Annotated in this window: 15 protein-coding genes, 1 tRNA gene and 2 pseudogenes; 9 read left to right on the plus strand and 9 right to left on the minus strand. The window is 39.4% G+C overall.

The annotated features are described in order from the left end of the window. Nucleotides 1–195: 195 nt before the first annotated feature. The 4 genes from RB214_RS03610 to gss all read right to left on the minus strand — a co-directional run bounded on the left by RB214_RS03610 (nucleotide 196) and on the right by gss (nucleotide 6,875). Nucleotides 196–3,135, minus strand: a complete 2,940-nt coding sequence (locus tag RB214_RS03610; protein WP_309168387.1) for a TonB-dependent receptor — start codon at nucleotides 3,133–3,135, stop codon at nucleotides 196–198. Nucleotides 3,136–3,742: 607 nt separating this feature from the next. Continuing rightward, the gene (dps, locus tag RB214_RS03615) at nucleotides 3,743–4,267 is read right to left on the minus strand and encodes a DNA starvation/stationary phase protection protein Dps (protein WP_024595435.1); all 525 of its coding nucleotides are present in this window, start codon (nucleotides 4,265–4,267) and stop codon (nucleotides 3,743–3,745) included. A gap of 235 nt (nucleotides 4,268–4,502) precedes the next feature. Next, nucleotides 4,503–4,871, minus strand: coding sequence for a DUF2237 family protein (locus RB214_RS03620; protein WP_024605487.1), 369 nt, complete (start codon nucleotides 4,869–4,871; stop codon nucleotides 4,503–4,505). A gap of 135 nt (nucleotides 4,872–5,006) precedes the next feature. Next, nucleotides 5,007–6,875, minus strand: a complete 1,869-nt coding sequence (gene gss / locus RB214_RS03625; RefSeq protein ID WP_309168388.1) for a bifunctional glutathionylspermidine amidase/synthase — start codon at nucleotides 6,873–6,875, stop codon at nucleotides 5,007–5,009. A gap of 289 nt (nucleotides 6,876–7,164) precedes the next feature. Between gss and RB214_RS03630 the strand changes: the two are divergent. The 4 genes and pseudogenes from RB214_RS03630 to RB214_RS03645 all read left to right on the plus strand — a co-directional run bounded on the left by RB214_RS03630 (nucleotide 7,165) and on the right by RB214_RS03645 (nucleotide 11,463). Beyond that, nucleotides 7,165–7,998: pseudogene (locus tag RB214_RS03630) on the plus strand (mechanosensitive ion channel family protein). Nucleotides 7,999–8,241: 243 nt separating this feature from the next. Continuing rightward, nucleotides 8,242–10,314: a catalase gene (locus tag RB214_RS03635; RefSeq protein WP_309168389.1), complete on the plus strand. Its 2,073-nt coding sequence runs from the start codon at nucleotides 8,242–8,244 to the stop codon at nucleotides 10,312–10,314. Between the two features lie 104 nt (nucleotides 10,315–10,418). Beyond that, entirely contained in the window at nucleotides 10,419–10,889 is a 471-nt protein-coding gene (locus RB214_RS03640; RefSeq protein WP_309168390.1) for a GFA family protein, read from the plus strand. A 100-nt stretch (nucleotides 10,890–10,989) separates the two neighbouring features. Then, complete coding sequence (locus tag RB214_RS03645) at nucleotides 10,990–11,463, plus strand: VOC family protein (RefSeq protein ID WP_010553103.1); 474 nt, start codon at nucleotides 10,990–10,992, stop codon at nucleotides 11,461–11,463. Between the two features lie 217 nt (nucleotides 11,464–11,680). Here RB214_RS03645 and RB214_RS03650 read toward each other — a convergent pair. After that, a tRNA-Leu gene (locus tag RB214_RS03650) sits at nucleotides 11,681–11,765 on the minus strand. 391 nt (nucleotides 11,766–12,156) lie between these two features. Between RB214_RS03650 and RB214_RS03655 the strand changes: the two genes are divergently transcribed. The 4 genes and pseudogenes from RB214_RS03655 to RB214_RS03670 all read left to right on the plus strand — a co-directional run bounded on the left by RB214_RS03655 (nucleotide 12,157) and on the right by RB214_RS03670 (nucleotide 15,802). Beyond that, nucleotides 12,157–13,146 carry a fatty acid desaturase gene (locus tag RB214_RS03655; protein WP_309168391.1) on the plus strand — a complete coding sequence of 330 codons (990 nt, stop codon included), beginning with the start codon at nucleotides 12,157–12,159 and terminating at the stop codon, nucleotides 13,144–13,146. 401 nt (nucleotides 13,147–13,547) lie between these two features. Next, a pseudogene (locus RB214_RS03660) lies at nucleotides 13,548–14,840 on the plus strand (amidohydrolase). A gap of 233 nt (nucleotides 14,841–15,073) precedes the next feature. Next, nucleotides 15,074–15,487 (plus strand): GFA family protein, encoded by a 414-nt coding sequence (locus RB214_RS03665; RefSeq protein ID WP_309168392.1) that lies wholly within the window; start codon nucleotides 15,074–15,076, stop codon nucleotides 15,485–15,487. A 93-nt stretch (nucleotides 15,488–15,580) separates the two neighbouring features. After that, a complete protein-coding gene (locus RB214_RS03670; RefSeq protein ID WP_197098169.1) occupies nucleotides 15,581–15,802 on the plus strand; it encodes a hypothetical protein in 222 nt (73 codons plus the stop codon). On the opposite strand, the gene RB214_RS03675 is transcribed toward RB214_RS03670, so the two are convergent. Further along, nucleotides 15,791–16,987, minus strand: a complete 1,197-nt coding sequence (locus RB214_RS03675) for an MFS transporter (RefSeq protein ID WP_309168393.1) — start codon at nucleotides 16,985–16,987, stop codon at nucleotides 15,791–15,793. The genes RB214_RS03670 and RB214_RS03675 overlap by 12 nt on opposite strands. A gap of 106 nt (nucleotides 16,988–17,093) precedes the next feature. Here RB214_RS03675 and RB214_RS03680 point away from each other — a divergent pair, with 106 nt between their 5' ends. Then, nucleotides 17,094–17,888: a helix-turn-helix transcriptional regulator gene (locus RB214_RS03680; protein WP_309168394.1), complete on the plus strand. Its 795-nt coding sequence runs from the start codon at nucleotides 17,094–17,096 to the stop codon at nucleotides 17,886–17,888. A 7-nt stretch (nucleotides 17,889–17,895) separates the two neighbouring features. Here the strand turns inward: RB214_RS03680 and RB214_RS03685 are convergent, their stop codons facing one another. The 3 genes from RB214_RS03685 to RB214_RS03695 form a co-directional block, all read right to left on the minus strand. Further along, complete coding sequence (locus RB214_RS03685; RefSeq protein WP_309168395.1) at nucleotides 17,896–19,956, minus strand: TonB-dependent receptor; 2,061 nt, start codon at nucleotides 19,954–19,956, stop codon at nucleotides 17,896–17,898. Between the two features lie 74 nt (nucleotides 19,957–20,030). Further along, entirely contained in the window at nucleotides 20,031–20,687 is a 657-nt protein-coding gene (locus RB214_RS03690) for a YoaK family protein (RefSeq protein WP_138488600.1), read from the minus strand. 29 nt (nucleotides 20,688–20,716) lie between these two features. Then, nucleotides 20,717–21,406 (minus strand): ABC transporter substrate-binding protein, encoded by a 690-nt coding sequence (locus RB214_RS03695; RefSeq protein WP_024595123.1) that lies wholly within the window; start codon nucleotides 21,404–21,406, stop codon nucleotides 20,717–20,719. Nucleotides 21,407–21,500 lie beyond the last annotated feature (94 nt).

Genomic DNA, 21,500 nt, shown 5'->3' on the forward strand with positions numbered 1-21,500 from the left:
CTAAAAGTGAAGTGCGGGAGGTTGGTATTGTTTAAGCGGTATCTAAATTTTAGTTTGGAGTATTATTCAATGATAATTTTATTGCTTTAAATAAATATTTAGTTATAAAAATTGTGCGATGTTTTAACACAAGTGCCACTTTTTTGTAGACGTAAAAAAGCCTGCATAAAAGCAGGCTTTAGTTTCTAGGGAAAATTAAAATTTAGCGCGAATACCAAAGCTGTAACGGCGATCCGCTTCAGTGTACTTCCAAGCACCACCTAGTTCAGATAGGTAAATAGAAGGCTCACCCGTTAAGTTGGTCGCATTACCTACTAAGGTCACGTTTTCGTTAATATCCCAGCTCGCAGAGAAGTCTAACTGACCTCTGTCGTCACGGTAGTTATTACCGTAAACAGTACCTTCTGCTGAAATACTGCCGTCTGAGTTAATATTTTCTACACGTTTCTCGTTTTCAGTATCTAAGAAACTGTCACGGTAGTTATAAGCTAGACGAGTAGAGAAACCTTCGTATTCCCAAAATACTTGTAAGTTATACGTATTTTTAGAAATATCTAATAACGGGTTACCGTTTGGTTGCTCGCTGTCTGCGTATGTGTAGTTTGCGTTAATGCCTAAGCCAGAAAATGCACCAGGTAGGTCTGTAAAGAATTGTTGATAACCAACTTCAAAGCCTTGTACTGAGCCGTTTTCACCGTTTACATTTTTAACAGTATCGATACCCGTTAGTCCTGCGTCACGTAAGCCTGCTACATGGTTAAAGCCATCAGCATCTACTGGGAAGTCAGTTGCATCCGAGTAAACTAGGTTATCTTGTGAAACACCTGCAACGTCAAGCTGACATACTTGGTTCCATTGAGTTACGTTTTGGCCTGTTGAAGTGCTAGATGCCGCCACACAGCTACTTTCGTTACTTAAGAAAGATTCAACATCTTTATAAAATACTGCGAAAGAAATTACGTTACCTTGGTCAAAGTAATGCTCTACAGATAAGTCGTATTGCGTTGCACGATATGGTTCTAAATCAATAGAGCCTTGCGTTGCACCTGTAATGTCGTTATTAACGTCAAATGCAGGGCTTAGTTCGCTAAAGTCAGCGCGGCGCATAACTTTTGCAGCAGCAAAGCGGAATAATGTTTCGTCTGAGTAGTTATACGTTACGTTTAAGCTTGGTAAAAAGTCGCTGTAGTCATTGTCGCCAGTTACTTTTTCGCCATTAAGAAATACGCTTGATTCTAAATCTGTAGTTACATAACGACCACCCACAATTGCAGTGATGTTATCAAAGTCTAAGTAAGCTGATATATACACGGCAGCTGTATCTTCAACTACGTTACGGTATGCGCTTTCTTGGAACTCTTGGTTATCTGAAAGACTACCTGTTGACGCTAGGTTAGTACCTGCAAGTAACTGCTGAAGTTGAGCGTAAGTATTGGCCGGGTTAGATAAACCGTTGTAGTTTAAAAAGGTTAGTAGGTCGTTTTGTCCCGAATGACCTAGTTGGTCAAAAGAGTTGTCGTGGCTAACTGTTGTAAAGCTATTTGAAAAAGCAGCGTTGTAGTCATCAACCCATAAAGTGGCTAACGAACCGTCTGAGTCGTTAAATGCATTTTTATAAATGTCTTTAATTTCAACTTTGTATTGCTCATATTCGTAATCGCGGTTAGTAACACGTACACCCGCTTTTACTTTAGATACCCAGCTTAAGCTGCTGAGTGGCTCAAACATTTCAACATCAAAACGAATAGCTGTTTCGTCATTGTCTGTTCTTCTATCTTCACTTTTAAACGTACGAAGTGCTAAGTTTTGTGGGTCAGTAAATGCATTAGGATCTGAATGAATGATGCTTGGTAATTTATTACCGTCTTGAGAGAATGCACCATCATATAAATGATTTGTTAGCTGAGTTCCGCCACTTGCTTCAAATGTTGATTTTTCGATTGGGCGAAGTGTAAATTCAGAATCAGGTCTTACGCTTTCTGATGATGCTACCGCAATTTCACCAGAGATTTTGATGCTGTCAGTAAGGTTCCACTCTGCACCAAGTGCATTTGAAAACGAGTCAGTTTCACGAAAGTCACTGTATGTTTTAGGAATACCAAATTCGTTTGTTAACGTGTAATTGTTTACGCCGTTAGCATCTTGAGTTGTATTTGCATCTGTTGATAACGAACCTGCGACACCTAAAATAGAGTTACCAGCTTGTTCACCTGAGCGCTTTGTGCCGCTTAAATCAAGATACACCATGCCATTACCAGATTGTGGTGCCCATTGAAGAGATAAATTTACAGCAGTTCGTTTACGTTGTTCTACATATTGTTCAACACTGTGCTCGTCTCTTACGATAGCGTTGCCACTAGGTGTATTACCTTCTTGGCCATTAATTTCGATATCTTGAGGTTTAACACGGCTAGATGTTTCATCTTGGCGAATTTCGCGATTTTGGAATGAAAACATAGCAATGGCACCAAAGGTACCCATTTCATCAAAGTCCCAGTTGTTACCAATTGAACCACTAAAAATAGGAGCTACATTTTCTGTTTTATCAGCGTATTCGCCATCTAATGAAACTGCGCCAGTTAGTTTATCTAACTCTAATGGGCGAACTGTCTTTAAACTAACTGTTCCGCCTAATGCACCCTCAATCATATCGGCAGTAGGAGACTTAACTACTTCTACTGTTTTTAAGAAGCTTGATGGGTAATCTTGCAAGCTAATGCCGTCACGAGAGTCACCAATAGTAGATCGACCGTTTAATTCAACACGGTTTTGAGGTAAGCCACGAATAGAAACACTGTCACCCACACCAAAATCGGTATTAATAGATACGCCAGTAATACGTTGCAGCGCTTCTGCAATATTATTATCTGGTAACTTACCAATGTCTTCAGCAACAATTGCATCTACAATACGTCCGTCAGTACGCTTAAGCATAGCGGCGGCTTTCATACTGCCTAGCATGCCTTTTACTTCAATAACTTCAATGTCTGCAGCTGCCGTTTCTGAAGCTGCGGGAGCCTCTTGCGCTGCAATATTTGAAGAAGCCATTAGTAAAAGGGCTGCGGCACTGATTGCTGTAGAGCTACTTCTTTTATGCTTATTAATTAATGTTGAAGTAATTTGATTGAGTTTCATGTATCTCTCCCGTTTGGGTACGACTTGCGTCATTGTGTGTGTTGTTACTTGGTTTGGTTAACCAATTTAACTGTTCATTTCCTGTAGCGTGTCATACAGGTGGTATGGTTGAAATTAATCCAATTCAACTTTATTTACAACCTTTGTTTACCAAAATTTCACAATATGTATTACAAAAGCCTCTTTTATTTTGCTTATATTTAATAAATTTAAAGGCTTATAGTGTGTTTTTATTTTTTGTATTTTGAATGAATTTTATTGAAGTATCTTTACCAAAGGCATTTTTATATATTATTTGTACTATTTAATACATTTGTTAGTACTATTTTTAAATTTTATGCCGTACTTTTATACGTGTTTAGTTTACTTTTTAAGTGATATTGACTTGGAAGAGCGACCATTAAAAGTTCTAAATGATTTATAAATTTGCGAAATAGTGGAGAGGTTAAAATAATTAAAAATCATTTTGGTAATACCAATTTTCTATTGTTTTTATATTGATTTTGTACTAGCTGGGGTGGGGGCGATACACTAGGTAGCGATAAATAGATTTTTACGCAAAAAAAAGCCCAGCATAATAATGCTGGGCTTTCTTACTTTAGATGTATTAGCTCTGTAATTCGCCTGTAGATGATTCTAAATGTGCTCGTATGAACCACTGAAATTGCTCTAAATCGGCTAGTTGGCTGGTGATCATATCTTCAGAGACCGGATCTAGCTCAGAAAGAGTCTCGATTGCTTTGCGGTGATCGGCATTAACGCCGTTATATACTTTATCAAGCGCAGCCAAATGCTCGGTGACTAGGCCTTTGCCTACAGAGTATTCGTCCCAAGTACGGCGATCTACAATTGATTTTGGTGTGCCAACAGGTACTGCACCAAGTGTCGCAATTCGCTCTGCAATTGTATCTGTCATTTCGCGTACAATGTCTACTTGCGGGTCTATCATTTCATGTACGCCAATAAAGTTAGGTCCCACTACGTTCCAGTGAATATGCTTTAAAGTAAGCTGTAAATCTATCAATGCAACCATGCGGTTATCTAGCGTAGCTATTGTTTTTTGAGCTGATTCGTCACTCATACCTGGCGCGGTAAATTTAGTTGTTTTGTTTGATTCGTTATTGTTACTCATAATTTCTCCTACTTAACTAATGTGTTGCTCATATAATGTGTTGCGTGATGAGCGTGACTTAAACTTAATAAAGCAACTGCTATGCCGTAAGTTGATTTATTTAAAAAGTAATTTAAAAACATGTGGTTATATTTTAAATTAAGGTTTTTAAGGCTGCAGAGGAGATTGGGTTTTTGAAAAGCCTGCATATATTTGTAAAATATGCAGACTTCGATTTAGTTACTCTTAGATGTATTTAAACGTTGGCTATATATTCGTGCGCTTTTAAAACATCGAGCGGCACTATTTCTAATGATTTTTTATTTGTAGCCTCAAGTACCACTGGTGGCGCAACGTTTGCTGAAATAGCATGAAGCCATCTTACTGCACACAAGCACCATTTATCACCGGCTTTTAAACCTTCAAAATCGTAAAGAGGGTTCGGGCTTATTAAATCGTTACCTTGTGATTTTGAAAATTGTAAAAACTCATCAGTCATAATTGCACACACACTGTGATTGCCAAGATCTGATTCTGGTACATAACAAAACCCTTCACGTGTGTAGCCACCATTACCGCAACATAGTTTTAAGCGTGTGCCGAGTACATTAAATTGATTCGCCATGAAATACCTTAATTAGTGGTGTTTAATAAATTTACTCTATCAGGAGTAACTCGCTTGAGATAGCTATAAAACTTAAAAGAGGGAAGGGCTACACAAACTTAAGCCCGCAGCAAATTGCGGGCTTAGTATTGTTTATTATTTAATACGCAGCGCCATACAATCGCTATGGCCGTTTATGATCATGCTTTTATCAACACGCACGCCACCACCGGAGTATTTACCGGCGGCTGTAAAACTACATATTTGTACAAAGTAATCATCTACTTTAGGCAATGCAAATAGCTGTTGGTATATTTGGTCTTGCTCGGCAAAGTGCCCCATTGTCTTTTCTATAACTTGCTGCTGTTCATCAACAAGTTGAATATTAGCGCCACAGCGTCCCACTATTGGTTTAACTACATATCCGGTTTGTAATAACTCGTCGTTAAGCTCAAACGCGGTATTAAGTAAATATTTATGATTAGGGAATAAGCTCCACAGTATTGGCAAAATAGCCTTGTTACTAGGAATTAATGTCCACAGCGGTTCAAACACCATGACATTTTTACGCAGTAATACATCGACTAAGCGTGGCGTTTCACCAGCTTTGAATTGTGGTTCAAAGTTATCACCTAATGATTGGTCGGCTTCGCATTCTTCACGAATTTGATCAAGTGCGGTTTCCCACGACCAGGTTTTCCATACGTAACTCAGTTGTGCGCCATCAGTATCTACTATGTTGCCAGACTCATTCCAGCGAAGTGTGCTTAAGCCAATTACTAGCTTACATTCAAAGCCTGCGGCTTCAATAGCTTCTTTCATAAATAATGCGTGGTAATGTTCTTCTGGTTCATCATCTTGCAGAATATGAACAAGACCTTTTACCTCACTTTTACGCCATGCTTTTACGAGATCTTTAAATAAATTTTGGCCTGCATCTACACCCGTTTTAACACTAAAGTGTTTTGCCCACTTTCCCTGAACTTTGCCGCTTTCCATGTAACACGATGCCGAATCGCAATTGTATTCGTAAACTTTTAAACCTGCTGCTGTTAAGGCAAAGTCAAACCGACTGGTAATTAATTGGTTTAAGCGGTTATCCCACGATTGGCGAATTTTATTAAGTACAACATCGGGTAAATTAAACTTTTTTAATAACTCAGGGTGCTGCAGTACATAGTCGGTTGCATGCATAAATAAACCATGCAGCTCATTTGTTGCATGCTCAATGCTTTGCTGCGCCGTTTGAGATATTGCAAAGTAATTATGCTGATCTTCATCTACGGATGTAAGTTTATGGCCTTGCATCATTTCTACGTAGGCAGCTTCATCGTCATTCGCAATATTTAACCATGACTTGTTTGCTTGGCCTGTATCTGCTGCTTTATGGGCTTCTATAGTAAATAAGTCAGTGTTTAGCTCAAACGTTGGCTCAGCATATTCTGTTTCATCAGTTTGTGTCATCCAACCTAAAATAGTGGCGTCGTTGTAAGAGCACTCAATCCAATAGTCGCCATCTTTAGTTACTTTTGCTTTTAGTTCACGGCACCAGTTTTGATTTGTTGGCCATATTTGATGCCCTACATTTTGCTCAGCAAGACGTATTTTATCTTCGTGCACTTCAACAATGACAGCAACATGGCCTGTTTCTTCAAACTCGCCGCCTTCTTCCCATATAAGTAAACTACCTACTTGAGGGTGATGTTTAGCACCATTTTTAAACGCGTTTAGTGGCAATCTGTTTTGGCTATTTACATCGCGCACTGAACGCAACTCAAAAATATCGTAAGCCATAGCTATATCATCAAAAATATAACCATGATTGAGGTACATCCATCTTCGGGCAAATTCAACGCATTGCCATTTATAGCCCATGTAAATACCGTCTAGGTAACTACGATAGGCACTACGATTAGGATAAATGCTTTCATCAGCCGTATCATAATCAGATGAGTAAACAGCAACATTACCAGGTGCATAACCTAATAAAGTACCAAAATCACTAGCAGGAGCAGAAGATTTCATAAACAAAGATGTTCAAAATAAGGTGTGATAATTTGCTGACTATATGAGCCAAACTGCGTTATAGCAAGATATTACTGAGTATAATCTTTAATTAAAAATTGGCGCTAAATAGGGCTTAAAATTATATTTTATCAATCCATAGTTTTAAAAGCAGTAGTTAAGAAATCCATCCTTCAAAGTGCTTATACATATAAAACTAAACCTATATCCGTACTTTGGTTAACTTTTTATTAAACTGTTGCGCTTGGTATAGCAAAACTAGCTAAAAGTTTTTAAAACAGGAAAAACAATGGAAGACATAATAAACAACATTGATATTAATCAATATTTACCCGCTGCAATTACGTGGGCAACCAACATATTACTAGCAATTGCAATTTTACTTGCGGGCTTATGGTTAGCGGGCAAAGTACGCAATTTAATTATTGGCTTGTGTCATAAATACACTCATCTTGACGATACGCTTTTTCGCTTTTTAGGCAGCATGGCTCGCTACATCATATTAGCGTTCGTTATTATTGCTGTGTTAAATCGCTTTGGTGTACAAACAGCCTCTATTATTGTTTTACTCGGTGCTGCGGGACTTGCTATAGGCTTGGCGTTACAAGGTGCAATGTCGAACCTTGCCGCAGGCGTTATGTTGCTAATATTTAGACCTTATAAAGTGAATGACTTTATTGAGGCTGCAGGGCGTTTTGGTAAAGTAACAGAAGTAGATATGTTTACTACTATTTTACAAACGTTCGATAATCAACAGGTTATTATACCAAATAGTCAAATTTGGGGCGCGTAAATTATAAACCATTCACATCATCCAATTCGTGGTGTGGATATGCATTTTGGTGTTGCTTACGGTGAAGATACTACGGCTGTACGTAAAATTATAGATGGCGTACTTGCAGCGCACCCACACATACTAAAAGATCCAGCGCCTTTTGTTGAAGTAGAAACTCTTAACAACAGCTCAGTAGACTTTTTAGTAAGACCTTTTTGTAAGGGCGAGCATTACTTCGATATTCTTTATACGGTGCCAGAGTTAATTAAAAAAGCACTGGATGAAAACAACATCGAAATACCTTTCCCACATCGTAAAGTTATTTTAGTTAACGAAAGCAAAGATTAACTAAATTTAAAATGATTTAAATCTAAGAGCACTTTTAAGTGCTCTTTTTTTGTGTGAAAAAGTTACATACCTGTGTAACCTTTTTCTTTTATAAATCACCTCAAATACTACATTGTTATCTGTACAGCCCTTTTTTACTAGGTTGGATGGCTGGTATTTATTTTGCATTTGCATAGTCGCTTTTAGCTTTAAAGCTCATAAAAACTATTGACCCATTAAATCAAACTGTATGAAGGACTAAACATGGCTGAATCATTTAAATACTCAGGTAATAAAGGGCATGGCGGCGAATTGCATCAAAAGGCATCGGATGAACACCCTACCATGACCACCGCGCAGGGCTGCCCTGTAAGTGACGATCAAAACTCATTACGTGCGGGCAAACGTGGCCCCGGATTATTAGAAGATCACATAATGCGCGAGAAAATTTTTCACTTTGATCACGAACGCATTCCTGAGCGTGTAGTGCACGCCAGAGGCTATGGTGCACACGGATACTTTGAAACTTACGACACGCTTGAAGATTTAACCTGTGCAGATATTTTTCAGCGAAAAGGTGAAAAAACCCCAGTATTTACTCGTTTCTCTACAGTTGCAGGTAATAAAGGGTCTCCAGATTTAGCACGTGATGTACGTGGTTTTGCGGTAAAATTTTATACCCAAGAAGGAAACTGGGATTTAGTCGGTAACAATATACCGGTATTCTTTATTCAAGATGCGATGAAGTTTCCTGACTTAGTTCATTCAGCTAAAGCCGAGCCCGACCGAGGTTTTCCGCAAGCGCAAACAGCACATGATAACTTTTGGGATTTTGTGAGCTTATCGCCTGAGTCAATGCACATGGTTATGTGGGCAATGTCTGATAGAGCTATTCCACGCTCTTTACGCTTTATGGAAGGTTTTGGCGTTCATACCTTTAAATTTATTAATGCCAAAGGTGATGAGAAATTTGTTAAATTTCATTGGAAGCCAAAAGGCGGCATGCAATCTGTAGTATGGAACGAAGCACTTAAGCTAAACGGCGCGGACCCTGATTTTCATCGCAGAGACATGTGGGAATCTATTGGTAACGGCGACTTCCCTGAGTGGGAGCTAGGTGTACAGGTGTTTGATCAGCAATTTGCTGATGAATTTGAATTTGATGTTTTTGATGCCACCAAGCTTATACCTGAAGAGCAAGTACCAGTGCAAATTGTTGGCCGTATGGTGCTTGACCGTGTTGTAGACAACTTTTTTGCAGAAACAGAGCAAGTAGCATTTTGTACTCAAAACATTGTACCGGGGCTCGACTTTACTCCCGACCCGCTACTGCAAGGTCGTAACTTTTCATACTTAGATACTCAAACCAAGCGTTTAGGTGGTCCTAACTTTACGCATATTCCGGTCAATGCGCCTAAATGCCCGATGCGTCATTTTCAGCAAGATGGCCACATGGCAATGCACAATCCAAAAGGACGTGTTAATTATGAGCCAAACTCATGGAGCGCAGGCGAAAACAACCCGCGCGAATGCCCAGTACATGGCTTTAAAAGCTCAAGCGAACCTGAGGTAAGTGGCGGTGATAAACTGCGTTATCGCTCAGAAACATTCAGCGATCATTACAGTCAAGCTCGTCAATTTTATTTAAGTCAAACAGAGGTAGAGCAGGCGCATATTCAATCTGCGTACGTGTTTGAGCTGTCTAAAGTTGAGCATTTGCCAATACGAGAACGTTTGGTATCGCACTTGTTAAATATTGACGAAACCCTCGCAAATAAAGTTGCCGAAGGTCTTGGCTTGCAAGAAATGCCAGCTCCAGCTGAAGCTGCAATGCCAACACGTAAAGACTTACCTGTATCAGATGCGTTAAGTATTTTGAAAAATGCGCCCAACACCTTCAAAGGCCGTAAATTAGGTATTTTAGTAAGTGATGGCTTTAATGCAGAAATTTTTGAATCGGTTACCTATGCACTTAAAAGTGAAGGTGCAAACTTTGAAATTATTGCCCCGCAAGTTGGCGGTGCTAAATGCAGTAAAGGTAAGCACTTTAAAGCTGATCAGGTTATTAATGGTGGTCCATCGGTTTTATACGATGCGGTACTTGTACTCACCACCGAAGATGGAGCTGAAAAACTAGCTGCCATAGCAGAAGCTAAAGACTTTGTAAGTGATGCGTACGCACATATGAAATTTATAGGCTTTACAAATGAGGCTAAGCCTTTATTTAAAGCCGCAGGGCTCGATGACAAAGCAGATGATGGTTGGATAGATTTAGAGGCACATTCAGCCGATAAATTTATAAATACATTGCGTAATTTAAGATATTGGGAGCGTTAGTAAGCTCAATAATAAAAAAAACCACAGCATGTAATTGTTGTGGTTTTTTTAGCTCACCTAGTTAAGGTATTAGTTCAAGCCAACAATAAAAAATTGGATATATTATGAAGCTTAATGGCGCTTGTCACTGTGGCAAAGTGGTATTTACGGTCAACTCAAAACACCCTTATCCTTACAATTTATGTTACTGCTCTATATGCCGTAAAACCGCAAGGAGCGGCGGGTTTGTTATTAATTTAAACGCGCAATACAGCACGCTTGAGGTTACAGGGCGTGAACACATAACTATTTATCATGCAAAAATAGGCGATAAAATCAGCCCTGCAGAGCGTCATTTTTGTAAGCATTGTAGTGCTAACTTGTGGTTATACGATGCACGTTGGCCCGAGCAAGTTCATCCCTTTGCTGGTGCAATAGATAGTGAGTTACCCTTACCGCCAGAGCGCACTCATTTAATGCTTGGTAGTAAAGCAAATTGGGTAAATGCGCCCATTAATGAAGGTGACAAGCAGTTTGAAGAATACCCTGATGAAAGTATTGCTGCTTGGCATAAGCGTTTAAACCTCGAAAAGTAACGCAATTTTTTGTATGAGCTAAGCTTAAATTTAGGGGCAATTAAACGCATATTTAGTTAATTAAATATTAAAAATCACCGCGTAAGTAAAGGAGAATATTATGGCAGTCTCAGCAATACCAAAAGGGTTTCATTCAGTTACACCTTATTTAATTATGAATGACGCACAAAAAGCGATAGATTTTTATTGTGATGCATTTAGTGCTGAACACGTAATGCAAATGCCTTTACCTGATGGTGGAATAGCCCATGCAGAAATAATAATTGGTGATTCGCATATTATGCTTTCAGATAATGGTTCTGAAGAGCATTTAAAAAGCCCAAAAGAGCTCGGTGGTACAGCGCTAAGCCTTATGCTTTATGTTGAAGATGTTGATACCGTATTTAAAAAAGCAATTGAGCTTGGTGCAACAGAAATAAGACCCGTACATGACCAGTTTTATGGTGATAGGACCGGCACGCTACAAGACCCATTTGGTCATATATGGATCATTGGTACACACAAAGAAGATGTTAGTGACGAAGAGTTAAATAATCGTATTGGGAATATAACAAATCAAGAGCAAGACGCATAACTAGCATGCTAATTAGATTTATGTACCTTCCTAATCACGTTGACGGCTTTAATGAAAGGCTTGTAGCTTTTGCTTCAGTTTAACTAGGTTTTACCTTGTTATCGAAACCGTTTTTTACCTAAATGTGGTTCACTTAGCAAAGCGAATTAGTATTAAATTATTAGTTAAATTTTAGATATAAAAAACCTCAGCCAATAATTAGCTGAGGTTCAAAAAGTGGTACCAGCGGCCGGACTCGAACCGGCACTCCTTTCGGAAGGGGATTTTGAATCCCCCATGTCTACCAATTTCATCACGCTGGCATAATTTTTCTTTAATCTTTTAAGCATAAAAAGATAAAGAAAAACCACTTAAAATAAAAAGGATACTTATATACCTCTTATTCTGTATCCGCATTATACAAACAAAAGAGGGGGCGGCAAGCCTTTTCTTTTATTTGCATAAACAACTGGTTGATAATTAATCGTTTATAGCAAGGAGACTCCATCGGTAAATTTTTTAAGTCTTTTTGGGCTGATATATAAAGCGAATATTTTGGGTTATGAGTGCTATTAAATTGTTATGCGATTGAATAAATAAGCAATTGAACTATTGGTAATAGTTAATCGTATTACAATAATTATTCCTGCTTTATTCCGATGTTGCGCTTAATTCAGGTATTATTTGTACAACAAGGTTTTTAAGACATTATATATGACTCAATTAAGTGCCAAACAGAACATTCAATCGATTGTTAAAGCAATTAAGGCAGAGGAAGCATCACTTCGTCAAAAGCACCCATTACTTGCACATCAAAATACCTTAGGGTTAATTATTTTATTGCTATCGCTTAGCGCACTAATTGGTGTTGGTGTTTTATATTATTTAGCCATCATACCTGCTTGGGTATGCATAGTACTAGCGGCTATTGCTGCATCTATTTCCCATGAGTTAGAGCACGACCTTATACATAAACAATACTTTAGTAATCAGCCTTTCATGCATAACTTTATGATGCTAACAGTATGGTTAATGCGGCCAAATACTATTAGCCCATGGTACCGACGTAAAATGCATTTACACCATCACAAAACCTCAGGCACACAACAAGACCTAGAAGAACGCTTGGTGGGAAACGGTATTAAAAATCCATTTTTACGTGCGCTAGTTATTGTAGATGGGTTATTAGGGTTAGTTATTTCTACTAAACGTTTTAGAAAAGAAATTAATGGCTTTAGTTTTTCGAGTGTTTTTAATGCGGGATTTCCGATAGCGACTGCGTATTTTGCTGTTTTATATAGCGTTATTGTATTTCATATCGTTGATTTATTTATACCACTTTCGCTAAATTCGCCTAGTTGGTTGTTAAGTACAATGGATGTGTTTGAATTTTTAATGGTTGTGCTCATTGTGCCTAATATTATTCGCTCAAGCTCGCTTAATTTTGTTACCTCAAGCATGCATTACTATGGTGGCGTTAATAACATGCTTGAACAAACTCATGTGCTAACGAGTCGTTTATTCATGCCGTTTCACTTATTTTGTTTTAACTTTGGTAAAACGCATACCATCCATCATTTTGTGCCAAATCAGCCGTTTTATTTACGCCAAATGCTAAGTAAAAAAATACTTAAAGTAATGGCGCAGCACAACGTGCGCTTTAACGATTTTGACAGCATTAAAAATGCTAACGCGTATAAATAATTACCCCCAACATAAGGGGAGGTTCTGCATTGCTATTCTTATTATATAGTTTGAATAGCAATTATGTGCCAAGCCCATTACCCGTGAATTTACTCTACCCATCGCAACGTTTATTAAGTCCGACTGTCCGTGCGTTGGTGGACTATTTAGTGGCATTTTTAAATCAACAAAAGCAAAAGTGGTAGGCTTAATTAGCGCTAAACCTTTAAACTAAAAATAGATAAAACCAGTGAAAAGTGAAGTGGCCCTTCATAGTTGAGCATCTAGCTTAAATGGGATTGATTATTGTAGAGTCTTCAGTAATAGTGGTTATAGAGCAAACTAATTATGTTCTCAATAATACATAAGGGCTCGTGCTCATCAATATTATAAAACCAATAAATATAATAAGGACAAACAGGATGAAAAAATCACTAATTTCAATAGCGTTGGGCTTTGCTGCCCTTAGTGCGTTTAATGCCAATGCAAACATTGATCAGCAAGTTAAAAAGATAGAGCAGCAGGTTATTGATTGGCGACGTTATTTTCATCAAAACCCTGAGCTTGGAAATCGCGAAACCCGCACAGCAGGTATTGTCGCTAAGCACTTAAAGTCGCTGGGTATGGAAGTACAAACGGAGATTGCTTATACAGGTGTTGTGGGGCTATAAAAAGGCGCAAAGCCTGGCCCGACAGTAATGCTACGCGCAGATATGGACGCGCTGCCCGTTACTGAAAAAGCAGATGTTGATTTTAAATCAACTAAAACCACTAATTACCGTGGTGTAGATGTAGGCATAATGCATGCTTGTGGGCACGACACGCACGTGGCTATGCTAATGGGCGCTGCACAAGTGCTTGCAAACATGAAAGATGAGCTACACGGTAATATTATGTTTGTATTTCAGCCTGCAGAAGAAGGCGCACCTGAGGGGGAAGAGGGGGGCGCTGAGTTAATGCTTAAAGAAGGCATATTTAAACAATACAAACCAGAGGCTGCTTTTGGGTTACACATAACATCTAGTTTGCACAGCGGTAAAATTGGCTATAGAAGTGGCCCTGCAATGGCCAGTGCAGACCGATTTGAAATAACAGTACATGGCAAGCAGGCACACGGCTCTGCACCGTGGACTGGGGTTGACCCCATTGCCGCAGCTGCGCAAATAGTAACAGGCGTAAATCATATTGTTAGTCGCCAAATCAACATTACCAAAGAGCCTGCTATTGTCTCGTTTGGTAAGATAGCGGGTGGGGTACGTAATAATATTATTCCTGAAGAAGTCGAAATGGTAGGTACAATTCGTAATTTTGATATGGATAACCGAGCACAAATATTTGAAAAAATAAAAACCACAGCCACGCACATTGCTAAATCGTCAGGTGCTACTGCAGAGGTACACATTCACGAAGGTTATCCGGTAACGATTAATAACCCAAAGTTAACTGCGCAAATGTTACCTAGCCTTAAAAAAGCAGCAGGTAATGAAAACGTAGTTGAAATGGGAAAAATAACCGGCGCAGAAGACTTTTCGTTTTACGCATTAGAAGTGCCGAGTGTATTTGTATTTTTAGGCGGCACACCAAGTGAGCAAGATTTAAATACAGTGGCTAGTAATCACTCACCTTATTTTTATGCCGACGAATCATCGTTTAAAGTAGGCACTAAGGCGCTTAGCCTGTTAGCTGTTGATTATTTAAACGCACATAAAAGATAGCTTAAACACACCACGTTACGCTATTAGCTTAACGTGGTATTGCTGTTTTATTTAAAACATCGGATCATGTTTTTAGCACTTGTTCAACGTTGAAAATCACTCTCAAAAATTAAAAATCTAACCGAACATACAAATGAACCGGCGAGCAGTTTTTTTATATTTTAAAAATAATGAATCGATATTGCCGGTCTTATATCTCGACTCAATCTTCATAAGCATTAAGGATTTAAATAATGGAAATTACTGGAAGCTGTTACTGTGGTGAAATTAAATACCAAGCAAAGTCTCAAAATAACAACGCACTTGTTTGCCATTGTAGCGATTGCCAACGTATGTCGAGCGACCCATTTAGAGCAGTCATAATTGCAGAGCCAAATTCGGTCGTGTTTACCCAAAGTGAGCCAAAAGAGTTTGTTAAAACAGCGCAAAGTGGTAACAAGCGTGCGCAAGGTTTTTGTGGCACATGTGGTACAACACTTTATGCAACTAACGAAGCTAAAGCTGACCGTGTATATGGCTTGCGTATTGGTGCGGTTGATCAGCGTGATCAGTTTACGCCAACAGCACAAATTTGGGCTAAATCAACATTGAGCTGGTTGAGCGACTTACACGAAGTACCTGCGTTTGATACAACCCCACAAAATTAGTAATACTGATAAAAAATCACTTTTTAGTAAGCGGTTTGAAATTTATTAAACCAAATGACTGTCTACTTATAAGTCAGTCATTTGGAGAATAATATGTGTAGTTCACCTAAAAGCAGCCGAGCAGTGAAAAAAACAGCCATTAGTTTTAATGATGAGCTTACTCAAGAGCAGCGCTTGCGTTTTGCTGCAAAAGCTAATTTAGCACAAGAGCGCCGTGAACAGCGCGAAGTAACGAATAAACGCTATGAGCAAAAACATACGAGCAACAAACCTTCGTCTGGTTTATTTTCGTGGTTACAGCAGCTAGTTAGCTGATTTAGCTAAAGTGGTGTTTTTACCACTGCCTAAACCACATAATGCACACAGTACTCCGGCAATAGCGCACAGCCATAATGGCGCACTCCAACTTCCCGTAGTCGTGTGTAATACACCAGCTAGCATAGGACCAATAGCCGCGAGCAAATAACCTACGCTTTGCGACATACCTGAAAGCGACGCTGCTTGTTGCGAATCGTCAGTTCGTAAACTAATAAACGACAGCCCCAATATAAAACATGCCCCAGAGCAAAAGCCCAGCATTAGGGTCCAAACAAAAGCAAAGCTAGGCATGTAAAGCAGCCCCAATGCACTGAGTGCACTCAACATGGCTAAAATAAAGCTAAGCGCGCTTTGATCTTTTAATTTGGCAAGTAACGGAATTAATATTAAACCCGGTAATGCAGTCGCTATTTGAAAAGCCCCATGATAAGCACCTGCTTGGGTAGCTGAGTGACCGGTTTCGGTTAATATGCTTGGTAACCACGTAATAATTATATAATTTAAAAATGAGTTTAAACCCAGCAGTAGGGTAATTTGCCATGCTAGTAAATAACGCCAAACACTTTTTGGCGTGTTAGCGTGTTGAGCAATACTCGCGGGTTTTGTGTGCTTACTTAATTGCGACATCCATACAATAATACTCGCCAGAGTAATAATGGCTGATGAGCCCAGCGCAAGTTGCCAGCCTAATCCGTTTAACTGACTCAGCGGAAATACCAAAGTAGAAAACCCACCCGATACCACGCCCATAGTAAGCACGTAGGCTGAGGTCATTAACGCAACCTTTGCAGGGAAGTCACGCTTAATTAAACTTGGTAATAATACGTTTGCAATGGCAATACCCACACCAATAATAGCGGTGCCCACAAAAAGCATGGCTGAGGTATTTATTACCCGCGCTGCAACCCCTGCAAGTATAAATAACAAAGCTACAAACAAGGTGCGCTCTAACCCTTGCTTTTTAGCAAGAGTTGCGGCCATTGGCGATACAACCGCAAAGGCAATGAGTGGCAATGTTGTTAAAAAACCAGCTTGCGATGCGCTAAGCCCAAAGTGATTAATAATTTGTTCAAGCACAGGTGCAATACCTGTAAATGTGGCGCGTAAATTCGCGGCAATAAGTAATATGCCAAGCACAAGTAATATGCCAGCAAAGCGTGATTTAGGTGTGTTATTTAACAAAAGGGAAGACCATTAAAGCTAATACTTAATGGGCGCTAGTATAAAGGCTTAGCAAAAACTATAATTTAGAGATAATGACATTAAATAACTAAAAACAGACAAAACTATGTTTGATGCAATTGGCTGGGACGACATTAAAAATTTTGAAACTATGGCGCAGCCCATAATAGCCAAAATAGAGCATACCCATGCAAGTCACGAAATACCACTGCATACCCATCCAAAAGGGCAATTAATTTTAGCGCTACATGGTTATGTAACGTGTGAAGTGTCGGCAAAAATGTGGATGGTGCCTACGCACAGTGCAATTTGGATCCCAGCACAAAAGGTGCATAGTAATAGGGCGTCTGATAACGCGCAGCTTTGTCATTTATTTATTGATAGTAGTAAAAACGGTATGCCGCTAAATACCTGTACGTTAGCTATTACGCCGCTGGTTAAAGAGCTAATGTGTGAGTTGGCTGGGCATAATCAGCACTATACTTTAAATAGTAAAACAGCGCGTTTAGCGCAGGTGTTATTTGATCAACTTATTGAAATGCCCGTACAACCACTTGATTTTGTATTATCTAAAAACGAGGTAATTCAAACCATGAGCGATCAGCTTATAAATATGCCAAACAACCGAAAAACACTACCACAATGGGCTAAGCAGTTTGCATTAACTGAGCGCACATTAGCGCGGTTAATTAAAAAAGAAACAGGCATGACATTTGGAAAATGGCGTACGCAATTGCATATAATTACAGCCTTAAAAGCGCTTTCTGATAAGCAAAGTGTGCAGCAGGTGTCGGAGTTATTAGGGTATGAGTCGGTGAGTGCTTTTATTACTATGTTTAAAAAGGTAATGAAAAAGTCGCCCATGAAATACATGAGCGACTTAAATCAGCTTAGCCCTTAAATAAGCACTACCACGTGTAAGTTGCCGAAAGCATCGCGTTACGAGGCCTACCCGGGAAGTATCTGTCACCGGTGAAACTGGTGTAATCGGCGCGCTCCGCATAAGCCTCATCAGTTAAGTTAATAATGCGGGCAAGCACTTCAAGGTGATTAGTAACTTGCCACTGAGCGCGCAAGCTTAAAACATCATGCCCTTGGTATTTATTTAAGTTTTCTGGGTCGGTGTAGTAGTTACCAACGCGGTGCCACTGCAAAGCAAATTGCGCGTTGTTTAATGCCTGCCATGTTAAATCGAGATTAGCAATATTACGCGGCGCGGTATCTATGTCGTTGCCGTTTATATTTAAACCGTTAAGTATTTGGTTGTTAGTATAAGTATGCTTTGCGTGTGTGCCTGCAAAGTTAAGTGCAAGCGACTTAGTGAGCTGGTAGTCAAGCTCAAGCTCAATACCACGATGGCGAGAGCTGCCATTATTTACCGTAAAAAAGTCACTATCGCGGTAAATCGTATTGTGTTTACTCATAGCGTAAAGTGACACACCATAACGTAGTTTTTCGTAAATCCCTTTAATACCCAGCTCTGCGTTATTAGCTATTTCGGCGCTTAAAATTGCAGTGGTTTGCTCGCGTTGTAATTGGTATAGCTCAGCCGCTTGTGGCGCTCTGTAACCACGAGAAAAGTTCGCATAAAGCGTGTTATTTGTATTGTACTGATAACTAACCCCAAGCTTTGGCGATAGATTACTAAAACTATTTTTAGCACTCGCTGGGCGGCTGTATCGGCAGCCACCAAAGCTGCATTCTGTGCCATCGTCTTTTGTTCTACCTGCTAGCATATTATTGGTGTAGTCGTACTGCATATGCTCGTAGCGCACACCTGCAGTAAGTAACCACTTATTTAATTGCCAATCAATAGATGCAAAAGGAGCATAAAGCGTGGCGTTTACATCGTAATCGTAATGTTTACCTTGGGGTACTGTAGCAACTAAAAATGCAGAACCTTGAGTGGGCTCATTTTGACTTTGAGTAAAGTCGGCTTGCGTGTATTCGCCATCAAGCCCGAGGTTTACTTTTACATTGCTTTGTAAATTATGTTGATAAAGCGATTGTATGCCAAAACCAGTTTGACTGTTTGTTTCAAGCGGTGTGCCGGGTAAAAAGTGCTTAAAAAAGTCCATGCTTTGGTCGCGAAAATATAACGTAGTAGAGAGCACATCATCGTTATTTAATTGCCATGTTGCATTGCTCCATGCTCTAAATGCGCGTGCTTTTCTAAATGCGTCAGGGTCAAAGTTTTTTTGCGCTAGGTCTTCGTTTTTATAGCTTTCAAAGCCCGTAATAAATCCCGCAGTTTGCTGATCAAGATTTGTGTAAGTAAGCCCATAGGTAAGTAATAAATTATTATTTGAATAGCGATGGCGAATATTTACTTTTTGTTGCTCTAGGCTTTCGTCATCGCGGTAACCGCTATCGTCGGTAACACTTGCGTTAATGCCTATACCGCTGTTGCCGTAATCTTGTCCTGCGCGTAATTTGTAGCGAGTATAACCGTACGAGCCATAATCTAAGCCAACTAAACCACCGCCTTGTGTGGTGTCGGGCGTTATTACATTAATAACACCATGCACAGCATTTGAGCCATAAAGTGCAGAGCCTGGACCTTTTAGCACTTCAATGCGCTGTGCCATTTCGCTGTGCGCCTCAAATAGCTCGTTTATGTTACAAAACCCAGCGGCTCTAAGTGATATGCCATCTTCTAAGGTTAATATGCCACCACAAGCGCCTGCGCCCGAAAGCACTTGTGAGCGAAGCGCGGGTAAATACTCTTGGCCATTTCCGCGTTGAATATTAGCCCCTGCTACACGTTGCAGGGCTTCTTCAATATGGGTAGGCGCTATGCTATTTAGCTGCGCTTCACTAAGTGTACTTATTGATAAAGGGAGTGGGGTAGATAGCGCTTCAATACGTGATGCCGTAGTTGTTATGGTTTCTATTGCATCGTTGTTTTGATTATCGGCAAACGCAGCGTGGCTAAAGGGTAATATCAGCGGCAAAAAATAAGGTTTCATACATTCCTTGAAAGTAATCTATATTGCATTGCCTCTATAATATGCGGTTTTAATATGCATTTAAACTTGTTGCGTTAAAGCGTACGTAACCTATAAATCCGATACGTAATTGATAAAACAAAACAAGCCACAGCAGGAAATACCAAAGCCAGCACTAAGTAATGCTTAAATAAAACGTAGCCGGTTATACCGCCTAGTAAAAAGCCTGCAATAATGAGTAAAAACATAACGCCTTTACGGGTATCAAATTGCTCACCTTTAAGCGCTTTACCTAACATTAAACCAAGGTCAGTAAAAATACCGGTTAAATGTGTCGTACGTATAACTGCACCACTGTAATTAGTTGCTAGCGCATTTTGTAACCCACACGCAGCAGACGTTAAAACAATGCCGTAAACGAATGTGTTTTTGAGTAAATAAGCACTCGCAAGTAGTAGCAATCCTTCAATAAAAAGCAAAGTGTCGTAATGACGACCAAGTTTTAATGAGCCACCAGAGAGCAAAAAGCCCGACAGTGCCGAACCCAACATAAAGCTAACAATTATTGAAAGTAACAATAAGGCAGTACTAGGATTAGTTATTGCTTTAATACCAAGTAAAGTAACAGAGCCAGATACATGCGAAATAGCCTGGTGCTCAAATCCTAATAAGCCTACAGCGTTTACTATGCCCGCTATAAATGCGAGCGTAAACGCGCCATATTCAACCCACTTTGGTAGTTTTGTAAACATTGGTTATCTCTTAACGTGTACAGTGTTAATTATTGAGTTTGTGCTTTAAAACGCTTTATTTGCTCATCAACTAATTTTGTATCTATTACGCCACGCTTAAAAGCAATGTAAGTAGGAAACGTAAACTCATTGAGCTGCCTAGCGGATACGTTTTTATATTCCTTTGAGTACCACAAACCCGCTTGATAGTTAGTTATTGCGTATTCAACGCGATTTTTTTCTAGCAGCTCAAAAGTGTCTTTAGTTGAAAGTGAACGAAGCAGATTATTCTCATCAAGGTTATACTTTTTAGCAATAACCTCAGGCACAGGAACGCCGCGCAGCATTGCTATTGGGGTATTTGATAAATCGTCAGTGAGCAATTTATCTTTGTTTAAAGCAAATAAACCATACTTAGTAGTATGCAAGGGCACGCTTGTAAAATCTAAATACTCTGCTCGCTCTTTTGTATTGGCCAAAGAGAAATAGCAGTCGTAGTAGCCCAGCGCCATTTCTTTTTTAACGCGCGCCCATGGCAGATGAATTACGTCAATTTTAAGATTTAAATTACGCTCAATAAAGGTTAAGTATTCAATATCTAAACCTGTGAACGTTTCGCTTTTCTCATCAAATATAGTAAAAGGCGGGTAGTGAGTTGTTACGCAGCGCAGGGCTTTACTTGGCGCTGCAAGTAATAATGAAGGTAAAGTTAAAGCTAAAAACAGAAATATTGCGCGCATAAATAAAAATTCGATATCTTTTAAAATACATAAATTGAACGCCAATTATACAGTTACTGAGCTTAATTGCATTGATCTAAGTATTTTTACCTAG

The sequence above is a fragment of the Pseudoalteromonas sp. HL-AS1 genome (genome assembly GCF_031198785.1).
Classification (GTDB): Bacteria; Pseudomonadota; Gammaproteobacteria; order Enterobacterales; family Alteromonadaceae; genus Pseudoalteromonas; species Pseudoalteromonas distincta.